Source organism: Aminobacter sp. LjRoot7 (assembly GCF_964252895.1).
Classification (GTDB): domain Bacteria; phylum Pseudomonadota; class Alphaproteobacteria; order Rhizobiales; family Rhizobiaceae; genus Aminobacter; species Aminobacter aminovorans_B.
The window spans coordinates 149,163-169,561 of the sequence record NZ_CAXUPX020000011.1; the positions used below are offsets into that span (position 1 = coordinate 149,163).

Below are 20,399 nucleotides of genomic sequence, written 5' to 3' on the forward strand. Positions count from 1 at the left end.
CTTCGCCTTACTTCGGGGCTGCTGCGTCGATGATCGCCTGCTCGGCCGCTGCGGCCTGTGCGAGCGAATCCTTCACCGACTGGCCTTCGAGCAGCACGCGGTTGGCCATGTCGATGGTGGTCTGGCGCTGGGCCGCCTCATCAACGAACATGGTGGTGCGGGCGTATTCGAGACCCTTGAGGAACGGACCGTAGACCGGATCCGCAAGGTTGGCCTCGGTCATGGCGGCCGAACGGCGTGCCGGCAGCTCGCCGACAGTCTTCAGCCAGACGTCCATGGCCTCGGGCGACGAGATGTAGGCCAGGAACTTCTTCGAGGCTTCGAGCTTCTCGCCGCTGGTCGTCGCCGAGATGCCGTTGGCGAAGTAGCTGGCATAGTTGGAGCGAGTGCCGTCGGCATTGGCCGGCAGTTCGGTCACACCCCATTCGAAGCCTTCGATAGACTTGAAGGCGCCGAGACGGAAGGTGCCGTCGATGGTCATTGCCGCCATGCCGGCGCGGAAGGCTGCCTGGCCTTCATCCATGAAGCCGGCCTGGCCGATCTTCTTCTCGGTCTGCAGGTCGGTGTAGAACTTCAGCGCCTTTTCACCGGCTTCGGTGTTGTAGGCCACCTTGCGGTCGCCATCGGTGTAAGGCTGGCCGCCGAACTGGCGCACCAGCACTTCACGCCACCACTGATGGTCCTGGCCGGCCATGTCGAGGGTCGAGCCGGCAACGATCAGGTTGCCAGCGGCATCACGCTTGGTCGCCTTCTCGGCGGCAGCGACGAACTCGTCGAGCGTCTTGGGCGGGTTCGCCGGATCGAGGCCAGCTTCGGTGAACAGCTTCTTGTTGTAGAACAGCGCCAGCGAACGCACTGCGGTCGGCAGGCCGTAATAGTCTTCGCCGCGCTTCATGGCGCTGACGATCGGGAAGAATTCGCTTTCGATCTTGTCGTGCGGGAACGCGTCGGTGGGCAGCGGCTGCAGCAGACCGCCGGCAACGAACTTGTCGAGCCAGCCGTAGAACAGCTGCATGACATCGGGGCCCTGGCCGCCCATCTTCGCAGCGATGACGCGCGTCTGATAGTCGGCATAAGGGAAGGTCGTCTGCTTGACGGTGATATCGGGATTGGCCTTCTCGAAATTCTCGATCAGCTGGTCCATCGCCTTGACGCGCGAGTCGAAGACATACTGCCAATATTCGATCTCGACGGCTTGCGCCGCGTTCATAGCCAGCGTGCTGAAACCAGCGATCAAACCGGCAAACAAGGTTGCTCTACGCATATTAGCCTCCAAATGCGCCCATCGGATTTCCCGAACCACGGGCGACCATTATCCCCTTGGCCCGATTTTCCTCGCATTCGAGAAACGGGCCACTCGCCTAAATTCATGGGTCATCGCACGCGGGCGGAACACGCCCGACAAAACTGACACCAAGGAGCTGCGGATCCTCCCCGCACACTCCCTTTACGGTTCCCTTTCGTCGGCCATTTGTCAATAAGATAATCTACTTGAATTAATCTATTGCGGCTAACGTCGCTTCCGCGTTATCAATTTTGCAACTGAGGTCAGGATGGGCGAAATGGCATTTCAGCCGGGCAGCACACATCAGGTCACATTGGGCAACAACCCCGAGCGCAGCCGCGACCATAACCGTCGCGTGGTGCTCGACGTCGTGCGCCGCAACGGCGCCCTCGGGCGCATGCACATCGCCCGGCTTACCCATCTGACAGCGCAGGCCATCGCCAACATCGTCGACGAGCTGGTCAGCGAAAACCTGTTGATGGAGACCGGGCGCCTGCGCTCGGGCCGAGGCCAGCCGCCGATCCAGTTCGCCGTCAATCCCGATGGTGCCATGACCATGGGCATTGAGATGGCTTCCGACCATATGGTGTCGACGGTGCTCGACCTGTCGGGACAGCCGCGCTCCAGGCGAATCATGCCGGTCAGCGACACCAGCCCAAGCCAGGTCATCGCCCATCTGCGCGCCGAGCTCGACACGGTCAGGTCGACGTTCAAGTCGCGGCTGCTCGGCATCGGCGTGGTGATGCCCGGCCCGTTCGAGATCGAAGGCATGACCTCGGTCGGCCCGACGACGCTGCCGGGCTGGGCCAATATCGATGCCGCGAGCCTGCTCAGCGAAGCCTGCGGCGAGCCGGTGACTGTGGAAAACGACGCCAACGCCGCGGCTGTCGGCGAACGCTTCTTCGGTGCCGGCCACACCATCTCCAGCTTCTGCATGGTCTATTTCGGCGCCGGCCTTGGCCTCGGCATGATCCAGGACGGAACGCCATTTCGTGGTGCCTTCGGCAATGCCGGCGAAATCGGCCATGTCGTCGTCGTTCCCAGAGGCAGGGCCTGCCCATGCGGCCAGCACGGTTGCCTCGAGCGCTACGCCTCGGTTCATGCCCTGCGCGAAAAGCTTTGCGCCGCCGGCATCCCCGACTGCGATTTCGCCGACTTCTCCGAACTCCATGCCACGCGCCACCCGGTGCTGCTGGAATGGATGGACGAAACCGCGACCTATCTCGCCCCAATGATCGCGATGATCGAAAACATCCTCGACCCCGAAACGGTGATCCTTGGCGGCGTGTTGCCGGACGCGATCATCGACGAACTGATCGAACGGATGGGACCCTTGCCGATCTCGGTCGCCAGCCGACGGACCCGCGCCCTGCCCCGCGTCATGCGCGGCCAGACCGGGCAATACACGGCGGCACTCGGTGCCGCCGCCCTGCCGCTGTTCGAGGTGGTTACCCCCAAGCTCGAAACGGCCGCCACCGCGCCCACCGAATAGCAGACTGAAATACCGGAGGACCTGAATTGCCGAGCGCCCGCGAACGTATTGAAAAACAAAAGGCCAGCCCGTCGCTGCTCAGGCTTCACCGTGCCCTCAGCCGTCTCAGCTCCACCGTCACCATGATGAACACCGGAGCCCATCCCGACGACGAGCAGAGCGGCCTGCTCGCCTGGTTCCGCCTTGGCCTCGGCATGCGTGTCATCGTCGCCTGCTCGACGCGTGGCGAAGGCGGCCAGAATTCACTCGGGCCAGAGCGCCTTGGCGTGCTCGGCATGATGCGCACGCGCGAGATGGAAGAGGCCGCGCGCGAGCTCGACGCCGACGTCGTCTGGCTCGGCCATGGCCCCGATGACGAGGTGCATGATTTCGGCTTCTCCAAGGACGGCGACCAGACCTTCACCCGCTGGGGCGAGATGCGCACTGTCGAACGGCTGGTGCGCGCCTATCGCAGCGAACGGCCCGACATCGTCATTCCGACCTTTCTCGATGTCCCCGGCCAGCATGGCCACCACCGCGCCATGACCCGCGCCGCCGAAAAAGCGATCAGGCTTGCCGCCGACCCGCAAGCTTTCCCCGAACATTTCAAGGAAGGCATAAGCCCCTGGCAGGTGGCAAAATATTACCTGCCGGCGTGGTCCGGCGGCGGCGATACCTATGACGATGAAGTGCCACCTCCGGACGCGACTGTCGTCGTGGATGCAGTCGGCCGCGAACCGGCGACCGGCGTGGAATATGACCGCATCGGCGAATGGTCGCGCTACTACCACGCCTCGCAAGGCATGGGGCACTGGCCAGCTGTACCCGAGACCCGCTGGCCGCTGCACCTGCTGCTGGCTGCCAACGGTACAAAGGCCGAGACGTCGGTGCTCGACGCACTGCCGGCAACGCTCGCCGATCTCGCCACGTCGCGAGACCTCTCCTATGAAGCCGCGCAGGCACTGAAGGCCGCTGCAACGGCCGTCGACAAGGCAATTGCAGCTTTCCCACACGCCGATGCGGTCATTGCAGCGCTTACCGAAGCGGCTACCCAGCTTACCGCTACCCGCAACAATGCCTCGCCCGATTTCCTCGAACGCCATCGCCACCGCCTCGACCGCAAGGCACGTGAGATCGACGCCGCCCTGATCGAAGCCGCCGGCATCTTAGATCGCGCGACGCTGTCGCCGTCGACAATGTCGCCGGGCGAAACGGCTGAGCTCACCATCGATCTGGCCCCCGCCAGCGACAACCGCTCTGTGGAGATCGAAGCTGTCCTGCCCAACGCTGTTGCAGCCAAGGCGGAGACCAGCCCCGGACGCCGGCGCAGCCTGAAAATCGTTGCCGCAGCCGACGCCGCCTACACAAAGCTCTATCCGCCGTCATGGTCTGCTCTCGGCGGCAATGGCGACGCCCATGTCGTCATCTCGGCGAAGTTCGGTGACCATACCGCCCGCGCCACCTATGATCTCGAGGAGCCATTTGCCGTGCTGCCGGCAAGCTCGGTTGTGATGGAGCCCGAAGCGCTGATCGTGCCGCTCGACGGCACCAGGCGCGAATGGCCGATCAAGCCAGTCCTCGCCGGCAAGGATGCGCCCGTCTCGCTAAAAATGGAGGACGGCTGGACGCTTTCCCAGGCAGAAGGCGGCCAAGTCATCCGCGCGCCCGAAACACGCGTTGCCGGGCTCGCCACCATCACCCCGCTCGTTGGCGGCAGGTCGGCATTGCGGCTGACCCCGATTGCCTATCCGCATATCGGCCGCGTCACCCATCGCCAGCCGGAAGCGCTGCGCGTGCTGACACTCGACCTCAAGCTGCCGCAACGCGCTGTCGTCGGTTATGTCGGAGCAGGTGCCGACCGTGTCGGCCTTTGGCTGTCACGCATGGGGCTCGACGTCACCGAACTCGACGCCAAGGCGCTCGCCGGAGACCTCAGCCGCTACACCAACATCGTCGTCGGCATCTTTGCCTTCGGCATTCGCAAGGATCTGGCCGCCGCTACTGAGAAGCTGCACCGCTTCGTCGAAAATGGCGGCCACCTTGTCACCCTTTACCACCGCCCGACCGACGGTTGGGATCCACTAGCGACGCCGCCGAGGAAACTCGAGATTGGCTCGCCGTCTTTACGCTGGCGCGTAACGGATCCGACCGCCGAGGTTACGGTGCTGGTGCCGGACCACGTCCTGCTCAAGGGGCCGAACATCATTGGCCCGCAGGACTGGTCCGGCTGGAACAAGGAGCGCGGGCTCTACTTCGCCGCGCGCTGGGACGAGGCCTACCAACCGCTGCTGGCCATGCACGACGCCAACGAACAGCCGCTGATGGGTGCACTGGTCTCGGCTGCGATCGGCAAGGGCCGCCACACCCACACAAGCCTTGTCCTGCATCACCAGATGGACAAGCTGGTGCCGGGAGCATTCCGCCTGATGGCAAATCTTGTCCAGCCAGCCTGATCAGGACTTGCCGCTCCAGGCGGAAGAGGAGCGGCAAAAAGCCAACCGCGAGGGCGTCGTTTGGGTGCTCGCCGACATGCTGCTGGTCTCCGGCGGCATGACGGCCCTCGTCAAGGCGCAAGGCATGGTCTATCCGGCGTTTCAGCTGGTTTTCATCCGCTCGTTGATCGGCCTGCTGTTCATCCTGCCACTGATCTGGCGCCATCGCCGTCAAATCAGGCATACCAAGCATCCGTGGAAGAACGTCTCGCGCATCAGCTGCAACGCGATCGCGCTGACCAGCCAGTTCATGGCCTACACGCTGCTGCCGCTGGCGGTGGTCAACGCGCTGAGCTTTTCCAGGCCGCTGGTCACCATGGCCATGGCGGTCGCCTTCCTGGGCGAAACAGTTTCGCGGCTGCGCTGGGTGGGTGCCGCCTTCGCCTTCGCCGGCGTACTCGTCATGCTGGCGCCAGGCGGCGTCGAGTGGAACCTCGGCCTGCTTGCGGTGTTTGCCACGGTCATCTTCGGCTCGCTCGCCATCATCCAGACACGCATGCTGCGCGACGAAAACACCACCGTGATGATGGTGTTCTACACTGTCGGCCTTGCGGTCATCACCGCTGTCCCGGCAATCTTTGTCTGGCAGCCGGTCAAGACCTTCGACTGGGTGCCGCTGCTCGGCATCGGACTTCTGGCGCAGGCCGGTCAATACTGCTTCCTGCGCGCCTATCGCCTTGCCGACGCCAGCGTTCTCGCGCCCATCGGCTATCTCTCGATCGTCGTGACGACCGCCGCCGGCTACATCTTCTTCGGCGAAGTGCCCGACCAGCGTATCGTCATCGGCGCAATCGTCATCCTCGCCGCATTGCAGACGACCGCCTATCTCGAACGCCGCGCCAAGCGGAAGTGACCTTCGCCAAATCCGGGAGCGTCCTGCTCCAGGACGTGGGAGAAATCAGCCCCAGGCGGCTCCGTCGAGGGCATTGAGCGGGAATTTGAGATAGCGCTGGCCGTTGGCTTCCGGCTCGGGAAGCCGGCCGCCATTGATGTTGATCTGCAGCGCATGCAGGATCAGCTTCGGCATCGGCAGCGTGGCATCGCGCCCGTTGCGAAACGCCACGAAATCCTCTTCCCGCTCGTAGCGCGTCAGGTGAATGTTCTGGCTTTTCTGGGCGGCAACGGTGCTCTCCCACAAAGGCGTGCGCCCGCCCGGCTGGTAGTCATGGCCGACGAAAATACGGGTGTCGCCGGGCAGCGCCATGATGTCCTGGATCGTCGACCACAACGCATTGGCGCTGCCGCCAGGGAAATCGGTACGCGCTGTACCGCTGTCGGGCATGAACACGGTATCGTGGACGAAAGCTGAATCGCCGACGACATAGGTGACGGATGCCAGCGTGTGGCCGGGCGAGAACATCACACCCGTCTTGATGTCGCCGATCTCGAAGGTGTCGCCCTTGTCGAACAGGCGGTCCCATTGCGAGCCGTCAGTGCGGAGTTCAGGCCAGTTGTAGATGCCGGCCCACAGCTTCTGCACGTCGACGATGCGCGCCCCGATCGCCGTCGGCGCACCGGTCTTTGCTTTCAGATAGGAAGCTGCCGAGAAGTGGTCGGCGTGCGGGTGGGTGTCGAGGATCCACTGGATCTCCAGATCCTGTTCGCGAACATGGTCCAGCAGCTTGTCGGCGTTGACGGTCGCCGTCGCACCCGATTTCTCGTCGAAGTCGAGGACCGGATCGATGATCGCGCACTTTCGGGTTCGCGGGTCGGAGACGACATACTGCACCGACCAGGTGCGTGGGTCGAAAAAGGCGGCGACGTCGGGTCTTGCCATTTCTCAAGCCTCCGCCATTTCCGCAGCGCGCGGATAGAAGATCGCACGGCTGGCATCGAAATCGTAGCGATCCTGATACTGCACCGCGTCCGAAGCCAGCTTCAGCACCGCATCGAGGATGAACTGCACTTTCTCTTCCGGCAACAGCACGCTGAAATTGAGCCTGACAAAGCCTGGCTTGCTGATCTCGTCGCCTGCCAGGATAGCTTGGCGCATGCGCTCAGATTCCGTCTCGCCGATCGACAGCAGGCGATGGACATAAGGGCCGGCGCAAGCGCAGCCGCCACGCGCCTGGATGCCGAAACGATCGCTGAGCATGCGGGTGACCAGCTGCTGATGGACATAGCCGCCCTTGCCATCCTTCACGCGGAACGAAAAGATCGGCAGCCTTTGCGGTGCCAGGGCACCGAGCAACTCGATGTTCCCGGCGCCGTTCCAGGCGGCCATGGCGCGGTTCGTCAATTTAGCGTTGCGAGCCTGCATCGCGTCCACGCCTAGCGCTTCCTTGACCAGGAAGACAAGGGCCGCGCGGATGTCGCCGACCACGTTGGGCGTGCCCGCCTCCTCCCGCGCTTCCAGGCTGGTGCTGTAGTCGTGGCCAGCAGGCGAGACGAATTTGACGGTGCCGCCGCCGGGCCATGACGGCTTATCGGTGACGACGGCATCGCGGCGGACGATCAGCACGCCCGAAGCGCCCGGACCACCGAGGAACTTGTGCGGCGAAACGACGACGGCATCGATCTCGGCGCCTGATACCGGCGACATGGCGATCGGCATGTAGGGTCCCGCGCCGGCGTAGTCCCAGACGATCTTGGCGCCCGCCGTCTTCACCTGCCTGGTGATGGCAGCGACATCGGTAATGATGCCGGTAACGTTGGAGGCAGCCGAAAACGCGCATACAGTGAGGTCGGCCTCCCATTGCAGCACTTCGTCCAGTGCGGAGAGATCGGGTCCACCGGCAGCGCATTCGGCGATCTCGATCACCTCGGCTCCGCTTTCGCGCCAGGGCAGGATGTTGGAATGGTGCTCGTAGGGACCGATGATGACACGGACCTGCTTGCCGGCGGCAACAGCATCAGTGACGCCCAGGAGCTTGACCAGCCGATTGATGCCGGCCGTCGCGCCCGACCCGGCGAAGATGACCGCATGCTTGTCGCTCGCGCCGCAGCACTCGGCGATCGCCGCACGCGCCTCGCGGCGCAGGCGGGTCATCATGCCGCCACAGTAGGAAGCCTCGGTGTGGCTGTTGGCATAGTAGGGCAAGATCTCTTCGAGGACGAAGCGCTCGATCTGCATCAGCGCCCGGCCTGATGCGACATAGTCGGCATAGACCATGGGCTTGGGGCCAAACGGGCCGTCGATGCTTGCATCCTTGCCGACAAGGCCGCTCCGCAGCTCCGCGACGACGTCACGAACGGCAAGGCACTCCTTGAACTTGTCCAGCAAGCCGGTGCCGCCAGGCTTTTCGCAGCGCTCGGTGTCCATTGAATCTCTCCCGCAACCAACTGGAGGCGATTCTAATCGGATACGAGAGGTGAAACCTCATCGTTTTCGCGCGACTTTGCAACCGAGTTGGGTCATATGATCGTTTCAATGGAAAAAATCGACGAAATCGACCACAAGATTCTGGCATGCCTGCAAAAGGATGGTGCGATCTCGCAGCGCGACCTGGCCGAGCGCGTCGGCCTATCGCAAAACGCCTGCTGGCGCCGCCTGCAGCGGCTCAACGCATCAGGCCTGATCCGCGGCACCCATGCCGACATCGACCTTGCGGCACTCGGCTACGACCTGACGGTGTTCGTGATGATCCGCACCCGCCATCACTCCAAGGAGTGGGCGGACAATTTCCGCAAGCATGTCGAACGCATGCCCGAGGTAACCGACTTCTACCGTATCGGCGGCGATTGGGACTATCTGATCAAGGTCGTGACCAGAGGCATGTCGGGCTACGACGCCTTCTACCAGAAGCTGATCACCAACTTCGACCTGGCGACGGTGACCGGTTTCTTTTCCATGGAAGCGATCATCGAAAACCGCGCAGCGGACCTGGCCCGCCTTCGCTGATTTCCGCTCAAGCCAGCGCGTCGATCATGGTCTGTGCGACCGATGAGCAGAAGGCGGATTGCGCGCTTCTTCACTCGTTGCGGGCGCGCGTTTCTTCAAGGAACGTCATCAATGCGCGGCCAGCGCCGAGGATGTGGTCGCGGGTGAGTTCGGCAGCCTTGTCGGTATTGCCCTCGATGCAGGCGTCGAGGATGCCCTGGTGTTCGCGCCGGGCTCGGTTCATGCCGTCGGTCAATGTCAGCTGCGCGCGCAGGTAACGGTCGATACGGTCGAGCGAGGCGCGCACGATCTGCAGATAATAGGGCCGCCGCGCCGCCTCGTAGAGGCTGTAGTGGAAGTTGCGGTTGATCTCGCCCCACTTGGCCGAATTGGCTTCGCCGCCGAACGCCTCGCAATGCCGCCGGGCGGCGTCGAGCGTTTTTGTGTTCATGTTCGGCACTGCAAGCCGGATGACCTCGGCCTCGATGAGCGCGCGGAACTCGAAGATCTCTTCGATCTCCTCGATCGACAGGCCGGCGACGACCGCACCCTTGTAGCGTTGGGTGGTGATCAGGCCGTTCTGCTCGAGCCGCGACAGCGCCTCGCGTACCGGGATGCGGCTGGTGTTGAACAGCGAGGCGATCTGGTCCTGCCTGAGGTTCTCGCCCTCGGCAAGTTCGCCCTCGATGATCGCCTTGCGCAGCGCCTCGTAGACGATATCGGCCGCCGATGCGGCTTGCCTGATATCGACGGTCTCCAGTTTCATTGCGGTCCAACCTTGCAGGATTGCGGCAAACGGCCAAGGCTCGGTGATAGGTGCCGTGGCAGCAGGGGGCAACATGCCCAGCATTTTCTTCCCACACAATTGCATATTCCAGATTGTATATTGGATCCTATTTTTCTATGGATGCCAAACTCGCAGGGCCGAGGCACGATGCGAGAGGCCCGGCATCGTACCGGTGCGAGGACCGGTGCGAGGAACGAAGCGAATTCGCGAGGAGGCGAAGGATGCGCACAAGCAAGGTGATCCACATCGTTTCCTGCCACGCCGAAGGCGAGGTCGGAGACGTCATCGTCGGTGGTGTCGCGCCACCGCCGGGCAATACATTGTGGGAGCAGCGGCGTTTCATTGCCGAGGACAAGACGCTGCGCAATTTCGTGCTCAACGAGCCGCGCGGCGGGGTGTTCCGCCACATCAATCTTTTGGTGCCGCCGAAGGACCCGCGTGCCGCGATGGGCTTCATCATCATGGAGCCTGAAGACACCCCGCCGATGTCGGGCTCCAATTCGATCTGCGTTTCGACCGTGCTGCTCGACAGCGGCATCGTGCCAATGCAGGAGCCGGAAACGCGATTTGTCCTTGAGGCGCCGGGCGGTCTTGTCGACGTCGTCGCCTCTTGCCGCAATGGCAAGGCTGAGCGGATCACCGTCACCAACGTACCGTCCTTCGCCGACAGGCTGGACGCAAAGCTTGAAGTCGAGGGCCTGGGCACGCTGACCGTCGACACGGCTTATGGTGGCGACAGCTTCGTCATTGCCGATGCCAAGGCGCTGGGCTTTTCCGTCACGCCCGACGAGGCGCGCGAGCTGGCCGAAACCGGCATCAGGATCACCCGCGCCGCCAATGAACAGCTCGGCTTCTCGCATCCCGAGAACCCCGAGTGGGACCACATCTCATTCTGCCAGCTGGCGCTTCCGGTCGAGCAAAGGGACGGTGTCCTGCATGGCCGCAACACCGTCGTCATCCAGCCCGCCAAGCTCGACCGCTCGCCGACCGGCACCGGCTGCTCGGCACGCATGGCCGTGCTGCACGCACGCGGGCTGATGAAGATCGGCCAGCGCTTCAGCGGGCATTCGATCATCGACTCGACCTTCGACTGCCGCATCCTCGCTGAAACAACCGTCGCCGGCCGGCCGGCGATCGTTCCGGAAATCTCGGGCCGCGCCTGGATCACCGGCACCCATCAGGTGATGCTGGACCCGGACGATCCCTGGCCGGCCGGTTACCGGCTCGCCGATACCTGGCCGCGCCGGCAGTAGCGGTCAGGTCTCGGAGATGATGCGCGTGGTGCCAACCCAGAGCTCGCGCGCCGGCCCCGGGCCCACATTGCGGGCGCGGTGCGGCAGCGAAGCAGGGAAGTGCAGCGTGTCGCCGGCCTTGAGCAGATACTCCTTGCCGTCGATCTCGTAGAGCATCTCGCCCTCGATCAGATAGAGAAAGTCCTCGCCCTGATGGGTCGTAATCTCGGAGGCATAGCCTTGCGGCATGTGGGTGATGCAGCCATTGAGCTGGGCACCGGGAAAGCCGCGCTCGAGCAACTCATAGACGCGTTCCTTGGTTTCGACATTGTAGCCGCGGCGCGCGCCGGCATGCGAGACCATCGAATGGGTATGTTCCGGCGGCTGCGACAGGAAGGTGTCGACGGTGGTTTCGAGCGCACTGGCGACGTTGTAGAGCGAAATCAGCGACGGCGTCGAAATCCCACGCTCGATCTGGCTGATGAAACCTTCGGTCAAGCCCGCCTCGGCCGCGACCTGCTTCATCGTCTTGCCGATCAGCTTGCGGCGCGCCCGCAGCATCTGGCCGATCGAAGCGGCGGCAGGCATGTCCGGATGCGGCGCGTCCCCGTTGCCTGCGGCCGCGTCATCGATATCGAGGGGCATCACTGTCTTTCCGCTTGACTTCACAATTTCGATGAACTTTAGTCCAGCTAAAGTTGGTTGCGCAAGCCAAATGGCCACCGCGCCGCCGCTTTGATGGGGAACTGCACAATGCCTTCGCGGCAATCCGGACGCAAAGAAAATTGTCCGGCAAAATTGGATAAAATATCCAAACTGACCGCCGAGGTGTAGCGCCGGCATTGCCGGCAGGCCAAGAGGAGGAGAAGACATGAAACGCTTTTTGCCGCTTTTGCTCAGCGCATCACTGGGTCTGGGCGCCGCGACGTCGGCTTTGGCGATTGAGCGCGGCGGCTCGATGACCTTTGCCCGCTATGACGATTCCACCGTCATCGACCCGGTCTGGGCCGACCGCAATCCCGATCTGTGGATGATCACCAGCCTGTATGAGACGCTGCTGCGCAACGGCGCCAACGGTGCGATTGAGCCCGGCCTCGCCGAAAGCTACGAAGTCGCCGGCGACGGCAAGTCGATCTCGCTCAAGCTGCGCGACGGCCTGAAGTTCTCCGACGGATCGCCGATCACGGGTGGCGACATTGTGTTTTCGCTCGACCGCGCCCGCAACCCCGACGGACCGTGGGCCGGCCTGCTCGGTTCGGTCGAAAAGGTGACGACCGAGGGCGGCAAGGTCACGCTGTCTCTGAAGCAGCCCGATCCGACGATCCCCTCGATCCTCGCGACCTTCAACACCGGCATCGTCTCCAAGGCCGCGTTCGAGAAGGCCACGGGCGCCAACGACCAGGAAAAGGCCAAGGCCTATTTCGACAACAATCCAGTGACGTCAGGCCCCTTCACCATGAAGGGCCGCACCGCCGGCAGTTCCATGAGCTTTGCCAAGAACCCGAACTATTGGCGTGCCGGCGAGGATGGCAAGCCGCTGCCCTATCTCGATAGCGTCGATTTCGTCGTCATCCCTGACGACGCCACCCGCATCCTCAAGCTGCAGGCGGGCGAAGTCGACGTCGCCGAATTCATCCCGTTCGCCCGCGTCGGCGAACTCGGCGGCGACGCCAACCTGAAGATGGAGCTGTTCCCCTCGACCCGCATCATCTACGCGCCGATCAACACCCGCGACACCCGCAAGGACGGCTCGAAGAACCCGCTCGCCAACCTCAAGGTGCGCCAGGCGCTGAACTACGCCACCGACAAGAACATGCTGATCAAGCTGGTGACCTTCGACACCGGCAAGCCGATGACCTCGCTAATGTCGGCAGCAACCCAGCTGCACTATGGGCCCGAGCCGCTCTATCCCTACAACCCGGAAAAGGCCAGGCAGCTGCTTGCCGAAGCCGGCATCGATGGCGGCCTCGACATCACCTTCACCACGCTCGCCGGCAGCGCCGACGACGCGACTTTGTTCACAGCCCTCCAGCAGATGTGGGCGCCGCTCGGCGTCAACCTCAAGGTCGAGCAGGTCGACAACCCAACGCGGGGCGCCAAGAACCGCAACGGCGAGTTCGACATCCACACCTATGGCTGGGCCAATGACGTCAACGACCCGGCCCAGGTGACCGGATGGCTGGGCTACTACAAGCAGCGCCAGGCAGTCGGCACCGGCTGGAACAACGCGGAGTTCAACACGCTGTTCGAGGCTTCGAACTCCGAGGTCGATCCGGCCAAGCGCAAGGACGAATACAAGCGCATGCAGGAAATCTACTCCGCAGAAGCGCCACTGCTGTTCCTCTATGAGACGCCGTTCGCAGTCGCGGTGTCGAAGTCGGTCGAGGACTACGTCCAGACCCCGCTCGGCGCCAACGACTTCTCCGAAGCATGGCGCGCCAAGTAACCCAAGCGTGACCGCTGCGCGCCGGGCGGGACATCCGTCCGGCGCGTCTTTCTGCAAGGCGAGTGCTCAAAGGCGAAGCCAATGCCCTCTCTGTCCTATCTTCTGGCGCGGCTGCTGCAGATCATCCCGACCTTTCTGCTGGTCATGGTCTTCATCTTCCTGCTGGTGCGCATGCTGCCCGGCGACCCCGCCATCGCAATGGCCGAGGCCAAGGCGACAGACGCCCAGGTCGAGCAGATCCGCCACAATCTTGGCCTCGACCAACCGCTGCCGGTGCAGTTCGTGGTCTTCGTCAAGAACACGCTGACGGGCGATCTCGGCCGCTCGATCATGCTGAAAGCGCCTGTCACGGAGGTCATTCTCGACCGCCTGCCAACGACAATCTTCCTGGCGCTTTATTCGGTGGTGCTCGCAATCTGCCTGGCGGGACCGTTGGCATTTCTTGCCGCGGTTCGCGTCAACAGCTCAACCGACGTCGTCATTCGCAGCGTCTTCCAGATCGGGCTGTCGATGCCGGTGTTCTACATCGGCCTGGTGCTGCTCACGGTGCTTGCAGCGCAATTGCGCTGGTTCCCGGTCGGCGGCTACGGCACCAGCTTTCTCAACAATCTGCACCACCTGATTCTGCCGGCGCTGAGCGTCGCGCTCTACACCTCGGCGATCATCCTCAGAAACCTGCGCGCATCCTTGATCGAGGTGCTCGACGCCGACTATGTCCAGTTCGCCCGCGCCAAGGGTCTGTCGACGCGGATCATCATGACCCGCCACGTGCTGCGCAATGCGCTGGTGTCGACCGTCACCTTGCTCGGCCTGTCGATCGGCAACCTGATGAGCGGCACGCTGGTGACCGAGACAGTGTTCGCCATTCCCGGCGTGGGCCGGCTGATGCTGGAGGCGATCTTCGCGCGCGACTATCCGCTGATCCAGGGGCTGACATTGACCTTCGCCGTGCTGGTCTCGGTCGTCTTCCTGCTTACCGACGTCGTCCAGTCATTGCTCGATCCGAGGCTTCGCAAGGCATGAGCGCAGTCACACAATCCCTGCCGCGCAGGCCGAGCCGCTTCCGCGCATTCATAGGTCGCGCCTTTGCGCGGCCGTCATTCGCCATCGGCTTTGTCATCATCGCGATGTCGATCGCGCTGGCGCTGTTTCCGCAGGTCTTCGCGCCTTACGATCCACTCGCCTTCGACATGACGGCGATCCAGCAACCGCCGAGCCTCGCACATCCCTTCGGCACCGACAATTTCGGCCGCGATGTGCTCTCTCGGGTCATCTGGGCCTACCGTGTTGACATGCAGATGGCGCTGTTCGCGACCATTTTCGCGTTGACCATCGGCGTCACCATCGGCGCCTTCGTCGGCTATTACGGCGGCATTGCCGACACCATCTTCGGGCGCTGCGTCGACGCCATCATCACCTTCCCGTTCCTGGTGCTTGTCATCGCCATCGTCGCCGTGCTCGGGCCTGGCCTCGTCAACATGTACATCGCCATCACCATGGTGAACTGGGTCTACTACGCCCGGCTGACCCGCGCCGAGATCATGACGCAGAAGGCCAACGATTACGCCGCCGCCGGCCGGGTGCTCGGCTATTCCGACCGCCGCATCATCTTCCGCCACCTCCTGCCCAACGCGATTTCGCCGATCATCGTCTACTGGATGACCGACATGGCGCTCGCCATCCTGCTCGGCTCCTCGCTCGGCTATCTCGGCCTCGGCGCCCAGCCGCCGGCGGCCGAATGGGGCGTGCTCATCTCGGAAGGGCGCAACTTCCTGCTCACCGCCTGGTGGATGAGCCTGATGCCGGGCCTCGCCATCGTGCTCACCGGCTTGGGCTTCAGCCTGCTCGGCGACGCGCTGGCCGACCTGCTGCGACCAAAGGGACGCTGAGATGGCCGACCCCATGCGCAATAAAGTGCTCGAACTGCGCCATCTCAGGACCGAATTCGGTCCGCGCGAGCGCCCGCTGGTCGCGGTCGATGACGTCTCCTTCAGCGTCAAGGCGGGCGAAATACTCGGCCTCGTCGGCGAGTCCGGCTCGGGCAAGAGCATCACCTTGCGCTCGATCCTCGGCATCGTCCGTCCGCGTGGCCGCGTCGGCGGCGAAATCCTCTGGAAGGGCCGTGATCTCGCGGCACTTGACGAAGCGGCGTTGCGCAAAGTGCGCGGGCGCGAGATCGCGATGATCTTCCAGGAACCGATGTCGTCGCTCAACCCGCTGCTGACGGTGGGGCTGCAAATCTCCGAAAACCTCGTCGCCCATACAGAGCTCGACGCCAAGGCGCGCAAGGCGAAGGCCATTGAGCTGCTCGACATGGTCGGCATTCCCGGCGCCCGCAACCGGCTAGGCGACTATCCGCACGAGTTCTCGGGCGGCATGCGCCAACGCGTCATGATCGCCATCGCCCTTGCCTCGAACCCGCAACTGTTGCTGGCGGACGAGCCGACGACGGCGCTCGACGTGACGATCCAGGATCAGATTCTGCGCCTGATCCAGTCGCTGAGCCGCGATCTCGGCATGGCGGTGATCCTCGTCACCCACGACATGGGCGTCGTCGCCCAGACCTGCGACCGCGTGGCAGTGATGTATGGCGGCAGGCTGTGTGAAGTGGGCACGACAACCCAGGTGATCGGCGACGCCCGCCATCCCTACGCGCTGGGGCTGTTGCGCTCGATCCCGCGCGATGTCGCGCCACGCACGCCGCTCTACTCGATCCCTGGCGCGCCGCCGGCGCTCAGCGCGCTGCCTCCGGGCTGCGCCTTCACAGCGCGCTGCCCGGTCGCCGGACCCGAATGCGGGGATGTTCGGCCGGCACTTGCCGCCGTCGGACAGTCGCACGAAGTGGCATGCCACCGTCTCACCGAGGCGCTCGCTCATTTCCGTCAACACGAGGCGGCACAATGAACATGCTGACCATGGAGCCGGCCACGCCGCTGCTCTCCATCCGCGACCTCACCATGCGCTTCGAAAAGCCGCGTTCGCTTTCCGATACGCTGGCGGGCAGGCCGCGCCAGATCGTGTCGGCGCTCAACGGCGTCGACCTCGACGTCATGCCGGCCGAGACGCTTGGCATCGTCGGCGAATCCGGCTGCGGCAAGTCGACGCTCGCCCGTTGCATCGCCGGGCTGCACCAGCCAAGCGGCGGCGACATCCTGTTCGAAGGCGCGAGCGTTGTCGGGCTCAAGGGACTGAGACGTCGCGCCTACAACAAGCGCGTGCAGATGATGTTCCAGGACCCCTACACCTCGCTCAACCCGCGCATGACAGTGCGCGACACGCTGCGCGAGGCGATCTCGGTGCACGGGATGCGAGAAGGCGCTGCCATCGACCGGCGCGTCGACGAATTGCTCGATCTCGTGCGCCTGCCCGAGGGTGCCGCCGACAAATACCCGCACGAATTCTCCGGCGGGCAACGCCAGCGCATCGGCATCGCGCGTGCGCTGTCGCTCGAGCCGATCTGTCTCGTCGCCGACGAGCTGGTGTCTGCGCTTGACGTCTCGGTGCAGGCGCAGGTGGTCAATCTTTTGCTCGAGCTGCAGGACAATCTCGGACTGACGGTGCTGTTCGTCGCGCATGATCTCCGGCTGGTGCGCCACGTCTCGCACCGGGTCGCGGTCATCTATCTCGGCGCCATCGTCGAGGTCGGCCCGTCCGAGGCGCTGTTTTCGCGGCCCCGCCATCCCTATTCGCAAGCCCTGCTGGCCGCAGCCCCATCGCTCGATCCGGCCGACCGCAGGCGCGCGCCGGCGCTGACTGGCGAGTTGCCCAGCCCGCTCGATATCCCGCCGGGCTGCCCTTTCCATGTGCGTTGCCCGCATGCCGCCGAGCGTTGCCGTATCGAAAAGCCGGCGTTGCGAACTGTCGGCGCCGGTATGGCCGCCTGCCACTTCGCCGAAACCATTTCCGGGGCGTGAAAGCCGCCATCATCTACATATCAAGGACAGACGACATGACATCCACCGACAACAGGCTGGGGATTTCCGGCCGCGTTGAAGCACTGCGCCGCAAGCTTGTCGAGGAGGGGCTCGACGGCTACGTCATCCCGCGCTTCGACGAGCACCAGAGCGAATACTGCGCGCCGCACGATTGCCGGCTCGCTTACCTCACCGGCTTCACCGGCTCGGCCGGCGTGGCGATCGTCATGCACGACAAGGCAGCGATCTTCGTCGACGGCCGCTACCAGGTGCAGGTGCGCGACGAGGTCGATCTCGGCAGCTTCGCCATAGAGCATTTCTACGATGCGCCGCTGAAAGACTGGCTGGCGAAGCACGTGCGTGAAGGCCAGCGCATCGGCTTCAACGCAATGCTTTTGCCCTCGACCTGGGACCAGGATTGCCGTCGCGCCGTTGTATCAGCCGGTGGCAGCTGGGTCGCGTTCTCAGACGATCTCGTCGATGCGATATGGCCGAACCAGCCTGAGGAGCCGCTCGGCCCGATCATGGCCTTTGGCCGCCAGTATTCAGGCGAGAGCGTCGCCGACAAGAAGCGCCGCATCGCCGAACTGGTCGCGGCGCAGGGCGCCGACTTCCTCGTCGAGGCGCAGCCCGACAACATCTCCTGGCTGCTCAACGTGCGCGGCCGCGACGTGGCGTTCAACCCGATGCCGCATTCCTTCCTGATCCTTGACAAGGACGGCCGCACCGAATGGCTGGTCGACCACCGCAAGCTGCCCAACGATCTCTCCGAGTTCGAACTCGACGGGGTGGCGATCGCCGAACCGGCGCGCCTGCTGGAACGCGTCGCCGCCTTTGGTAAGGGCCGGACAGCGCTCGTCGATCCCGGTTTCGCGCCGTCGGCGGTCGCTCATGCCGCACGCGAAAGCGGCGGCGAGGCCAAGCTGGCCCGCAGCCCCATTACGCTCGCCAAGATGTTGAAGAACCACGTCGAGCTGCAAGGTTTCCGCGACTGCCACCGCCAGGACGGTGCGGCCTGGGTGCGTTTCCTGGCCTGGCTCGACCGCTACGGCCGCACGCGCGAAAGCCAAGGCATGCCGGTGAGCGAGTTGGAGGCTGAAGAGCGGATCCTGACCTATCGCCGCGACAGCAGGCTGTTCGTCGAGCCGAGCTTCCGCACGATTTCGGCCTCCGGCGGCAATGCCGCGATGTGCCATTACAACGCCACTGTCGAGACCAACGCGCCGATCACCTCGGCCAGCGTCTATTTGCTCGATTCCGGCGGCCAATATCTGACCGGCACCACCGATGCCACGCGCACGACTGCGTTGGCAGAGACCGACCCGGAGATCCGTCGCGCCTATACGGCCGTGCTCAAGGGGCTGATCTCGATGCTGACGCTGAAGTTCCCGGCGGGCACCTTCGGCCACCATGTCGATGCCTTTGCGCGGCGGCCACTATGGGAGCTCGGTCTCGACTACGACCACGGCACCGGCCATGGGGTCGGCCACTTCCTGTCGGTGCACGAGCAGCCGCAGCGCTTCGACAGGCGCGTCAACGAGATCGCCCTGCGACCCGGCATGGTGACGACCATCGAGCCCGGTTACTACAAGGCGGGAGAATACGGCATCCGCCTTGAAAACCAGGTCGAGGTTGTCGAGGCGGGCGAAGGCTTCATGACTTTCAAAAGCCTGACGCTGATACCGCTCGATCTGCGCCTTGCAGATATCGGGCTGCTGACACCGTCGGAGAGACGATGGCTCGACGCATATCATGACGATGTCAGGTCTGCTCTGAGCCCCCTGCTCGGCCGAGATGACCTGGAGTGGCTGCAGCGCATGTGCACGCCATGTCGGGACGCCATCTGAGCGGACATCACGTCAGCTCATTCACGACATAGTCTGACCGCAACAAATCACAGGCCTCCAATCGGAGGCCTGTTGGCGTTTCGGACAGACGCACTCCTGCCACGCGTCGCGGCGGAGTCGTTGCGAATGCCGGCTTCACCGCTCGTCGCCACGCATTCTACAACTACGGCCTGATCCCGGCAGCGCGGCTGGACTGGATCGGCAATGCGATCGGACGCGGCAGCGCCTAAGCCTCAGGCATTCACAGCCTCGACAAGCAGATCACGCAAAAGCCGGATGGCGTTGGGCTTTTGCGGAACGCTCGGCGCGAGAAAGGACAGCGACCGTTGGTGCGCATCCGCCTGCGGCACGGGGACGATGTTGAACCCCTCGGCGACGAGCCCCGGCCAGTGAGGCACAAGCGAACTGCCGATGCCCTTGGTTACCAGGATCGCGATCGTTTCCAGCGCATCCATGTCGCAACGCACATCAGGGTGGAGCCCCGCCTTTTCCATATAGCCGGCGACGATACGCCCGCCCCATGATGACGGGTCGTAGCGGATGAACGGCGTCTCCCGCGCATGCGTGACGATGTCAGCGGGCGCGACAGCATCGCGGGTCAGATACACCAGCGGCTCACGCGAAATGCAGGTGGCGTCGAGCAGTTTGGGCAGCGCAAAGGGCGGTTCGACGAGTACGGCGACGTCAAGCTGGCCGGCAAGCATCTGATCGTAGAGGTGTTCGGACGTTCCGGGCGTCAGCCGCAGTTTCAGGGCTGGCGCACGTGCCGTCAGCCTGCCCAGCACCGCCGGCACCAGCCCGGTGAGGACAGTCGAGATCGCGCCCACCCTGAGATCACCGGACAGGCCGCTGGCGTCGAGATCATCGACGAGCAGCGAGGCATCGCGAACAAGCTGGCGGGCCCGGGGCAGCAGCGAAAGGCAGGCCTCCGTCGGCCGCGCGGTATGGGCGCCGCGCACCAGAAGTGAGCAACCAAGCGTCCGCTCCAGTGCCTGGATACGCTGGCTGACAGCCGCTGGCGTAAGCCCTTCCCGCCGCGCAGCGGCAACGATGGAGCCGGTCTCGACCACCGCAACGAGGCTCTGCAGAAACCGGATATCCAATG

At 63.9% G+C, this 20,399-nt stretch carries 17 protein-coding genes; 11 read left to right on the plus strand and 6 right to left on the minus strand.

Annotation, left to right across the window (positions count from 1 at the left end; translation table 11 throughout):
• Window positions 1–7: 7 nt before the first annotated feature.
• Entirely contained in the window at window positions 8–1,264 is a 1,257-nt protein-coding gene (locus tag ACSQ3E_RS25625) for an extracellular solute-binding protein (RefSeq protein ID WP_067967706.1), read from the minus strand.
• Window positions 1,265–1,562: 298 nt separating this feature from the next.
• Between ACSQ3E_RS25625 and ACSQ3E_RS25630 the strand changes: the two genes are divergently transcribed.
• Genes ACSQ3E_RS25630 through ACSQ3E_RS25640 form a run of 3 tightly spaced genes read left to right on the plus strand, consistent with a single transcriptional unit; the run spans window position 1,563 to window position 6,101 of the window.
• Complete coding sequence (locus tag ACSQ3E_RS25630; protein WP_436124812.1) at window positions 1,563–2,777, plus strand: ROK family protein; 1,215 nt, start codon at window positions 1,563–1,565, stop codon at window positions 2,775–2,777.
• Between the two features lie 26 nt (window positions 2,778–2,803).
• The gene (locus ACSQ3E_RS25635) at window positions 2,804–5,209 is read left to right on the plus strand and encodes a PIG-L family deacetylase (protein WP_436124813.1); all 2,406 of its coding nucleotides are present in this window, start codon (window positions 2,804–2,806) and stop codon (window positions 5,207–5,209) included.
• Window positions 5,193–6,101 carry a DMT family transporter gene (locus tag ACSQ3E_RS25640; protein ID WP_436124814.1) on the plus strand — a complete coding sequence of 303 codons (909 nt, stop codon included), beginning with the start codon at window positions 5,193–5,195 and terminating at the stop codon, window positions 6,099–6,101. The genes ACSQ3E_RS25635 and ACSQ3E_RS25640 overlap by 17 nt, the downstream gene beginning before the upstream one ends.
• A 45-nt stretch (window positions 6,102–6,146) precedes the next feature.
• Here the strand turns inward: ACSQ3E_RS25640 and ACSQ3E_RS25645 are convergent, their stop codons facing one another.
• Window positions 6,147–7,025 carry an MBL fold metallo-hydrolase gene (locus tag ACSQ3E_RS25645; RefSeq protein ID WP_310323854.1) on the minus strand — a complete coding sequence of 293 codons (879 nt, stop codon included), beginning with the start codon at window positions 7,023–7,025 and terminating at the stop codon, window positions 6,147–6,149.
• Window positions 7,026–7,028: 3 nt separating this feature from the next.
• A complete protein-coding gene (locus ACSQ3E_RS25650) occupies window positions 7,029–8,510 on the minus strand; it encodes an aminotransferase class V-fold PLP-dependent enzyme (RefSeq protein WP_436124815.1) in 1,482 nt (493 codons plus the stop codon).
• 96 nt (window positions 8,511–8,606) lie between these two features.
• On the opposite strand from ACSQ3E_RS25650, the gene ACSQ3E_RS25655 reads away from it, so the two are divergent.
• Window positions 8,607–9,089, plus strand: a complete 483-nt coding sequence (locus ACSQ3E_RS25655) for an Lrp/AsnC family transcriptional regulator (protein WP_310323858.1) — start codon at window positions 8,607–8,609, stop codon at window positions 9,087–9,089.
• Window positions 9,090–9,159: 70 nt separating this feature from the next.
• On the opposite strand, the gene ACSQ3E_RS25660 is transcribed toward ACSQ3E_RS25655, so the two are convergent.
• Entirely contained in the window at window positions 9,160–9,834 is a 675-nt protein-coding gene (locus tag ACSQ3E_RS25660) for a GntR family transcriptional regulator (RefSeq protein ID WP_310323861.1), read from the minus strand.
• Window positions 9,835–10,076: 242 nt separating this feature from the next.
• On the opposite strand from ACSQ3E_RS25660, the gene ACSQ3E_RS25665 reads away from it, so the two are divergent.
• A complete protein-coding gene (locus tag ACSQ3E_RS25665) occupies window positions 10,077–11,108 on the plus strand; it encodes a trans-3-hydroxy-L-proline dehydratase (protein WP_310323863.1) in 1,032 nt (343 codons plus the stop codon).
• Between the two features lie 3 nt (window positions 11,109–11,111).
• On the opposite strand, the gene ACSQ3E_RS25670 is transcribed toward ACSQ3E_RS25665, so the two are convergent.
• Window positions 11,112–11,732 (minus strand): helix-turn-helix domain-containing protein, encoded by a 621-nt coding sequence (locus ACSQ3E_RS25670; RefSeq protein ID WP_310323867.1) that lies wholly within the window; start codon window positions 11,730–11,732, stop codon window positions 11,112–11,114.
• Between the two features lie 226 nt (window positions 11,733–11,958).
• Here ACSQ3E_RS25670 and ACSQ3E_RS25675 point away from each other — a divergent pair, with 226 nt between their 5' ends.
• The 6 genes from ACSQ3E_RS25675 to ACSQ3E_RS25700 all read left to right on the plus strand — a co-directional run bounded on the left by ACSQ3E_RS25675 (window position 11,959) and on the right by ACSQ3E_RS25700 (window position 19,294).
• On the plus strand, window positions 11,959–13,533 hold the full coding sequence (locus ACSQ3E_RS25675) for an ABC transporter substrate-binding protein (protein ID WP_436124816.1): 1,575 nt from the start codon (window positions 11,959–11,961) through the stop codon (window positions 13,531–13,533).
• A gap of 81 nt (window positions 13,534–13,614) precedes the next feature.
• Entirely contained in the window at window positions 13,615–14,556 is a 942-nt protein-coding gene (locus ACSQ3E_RS25680) for an ABC transporter permease (RefSeq protein ID WP_436124817.1), read from the plus strand.
• Window positions 14,553–15,422 carry an ABC transporter permease gene (locus ACSQ3E_RS25685; protein WP_436124818.1) on the plus strand — a complete coding sequence of 290 codons (870 nt, stop codon included), beginning with the start codon at window positions 14,553–14,555 and terminating at the stop codon, window positions 15,420–15,422. Before ACSQ3E_RS25680 ends, ACSQ3E_RS25685 begins: the two co-directional genes overlap by 4 nt.
• Before the next feature lie 13 nt (window positions 15,423–15,435).
• The gene (locus ACSQ3E_RS25690) at window positions 15,436–16,437 is read left to right on the plus strand and encodes an ABC transporter ATP-binding protein (protein WP_436124869.1); all 1,002 of its coding nucleotides are present in this window, start codon (window positions 15,436–15,438) and stop codon (window positions 16,435–16,437) included.
• Window positions 16,434–17,447 carry an ABC transporter ATP-binding protein gene (locus ACSQ3E_RS25695; protein WP_436124819.1) on the plus strand — a complete coding sequence of 338 codons (1,014 nt, stop codon included), beginning with the start codon at window positions 16,434–16,436 and terminating at the stop codon, window positions 17,445–17,447. Before ACSQ3E_RS25690 ends, ACSQ3E_RS25695 begins: the two co-directional genes overlap by 4 nt.
• 35 nt (window positions 17,448–17,482) lie before the next feature.
• On the plus strand, window positions 17,483–19,294 hold the full coding sequence (locus ACSQ3E_RS25700) for an aminopeptidase P family protein (protein WP_436124820.1): 1,812 nt from the start codon (window positions 17,483–17,485) through the stop codon (window positions 19,292–19,294).
• A 233-nt stretch (window positions 19,295–19,527) separates the two neighbouring features.
• On the opposite strand, the gene ACSQ3E_RS25705 is transcribed toward ACSQ3E_RS25700, so the two are convergent.
• The gene (locus ACSQ3E_RS25705; protein WP_436124821.1) at window positions 19,528–20,397 is read right to left on the minus strand and encodes a LysR family transcriptional regulator; all 870 of its coding nucleotides are present in this window, start codon (window positions 20,395–20,397) and stop codon (window positions 19,528–19,530) included.
• Between the last annotated feature and the right edge of the window lie 2 nt (window positions 20,398–20,399).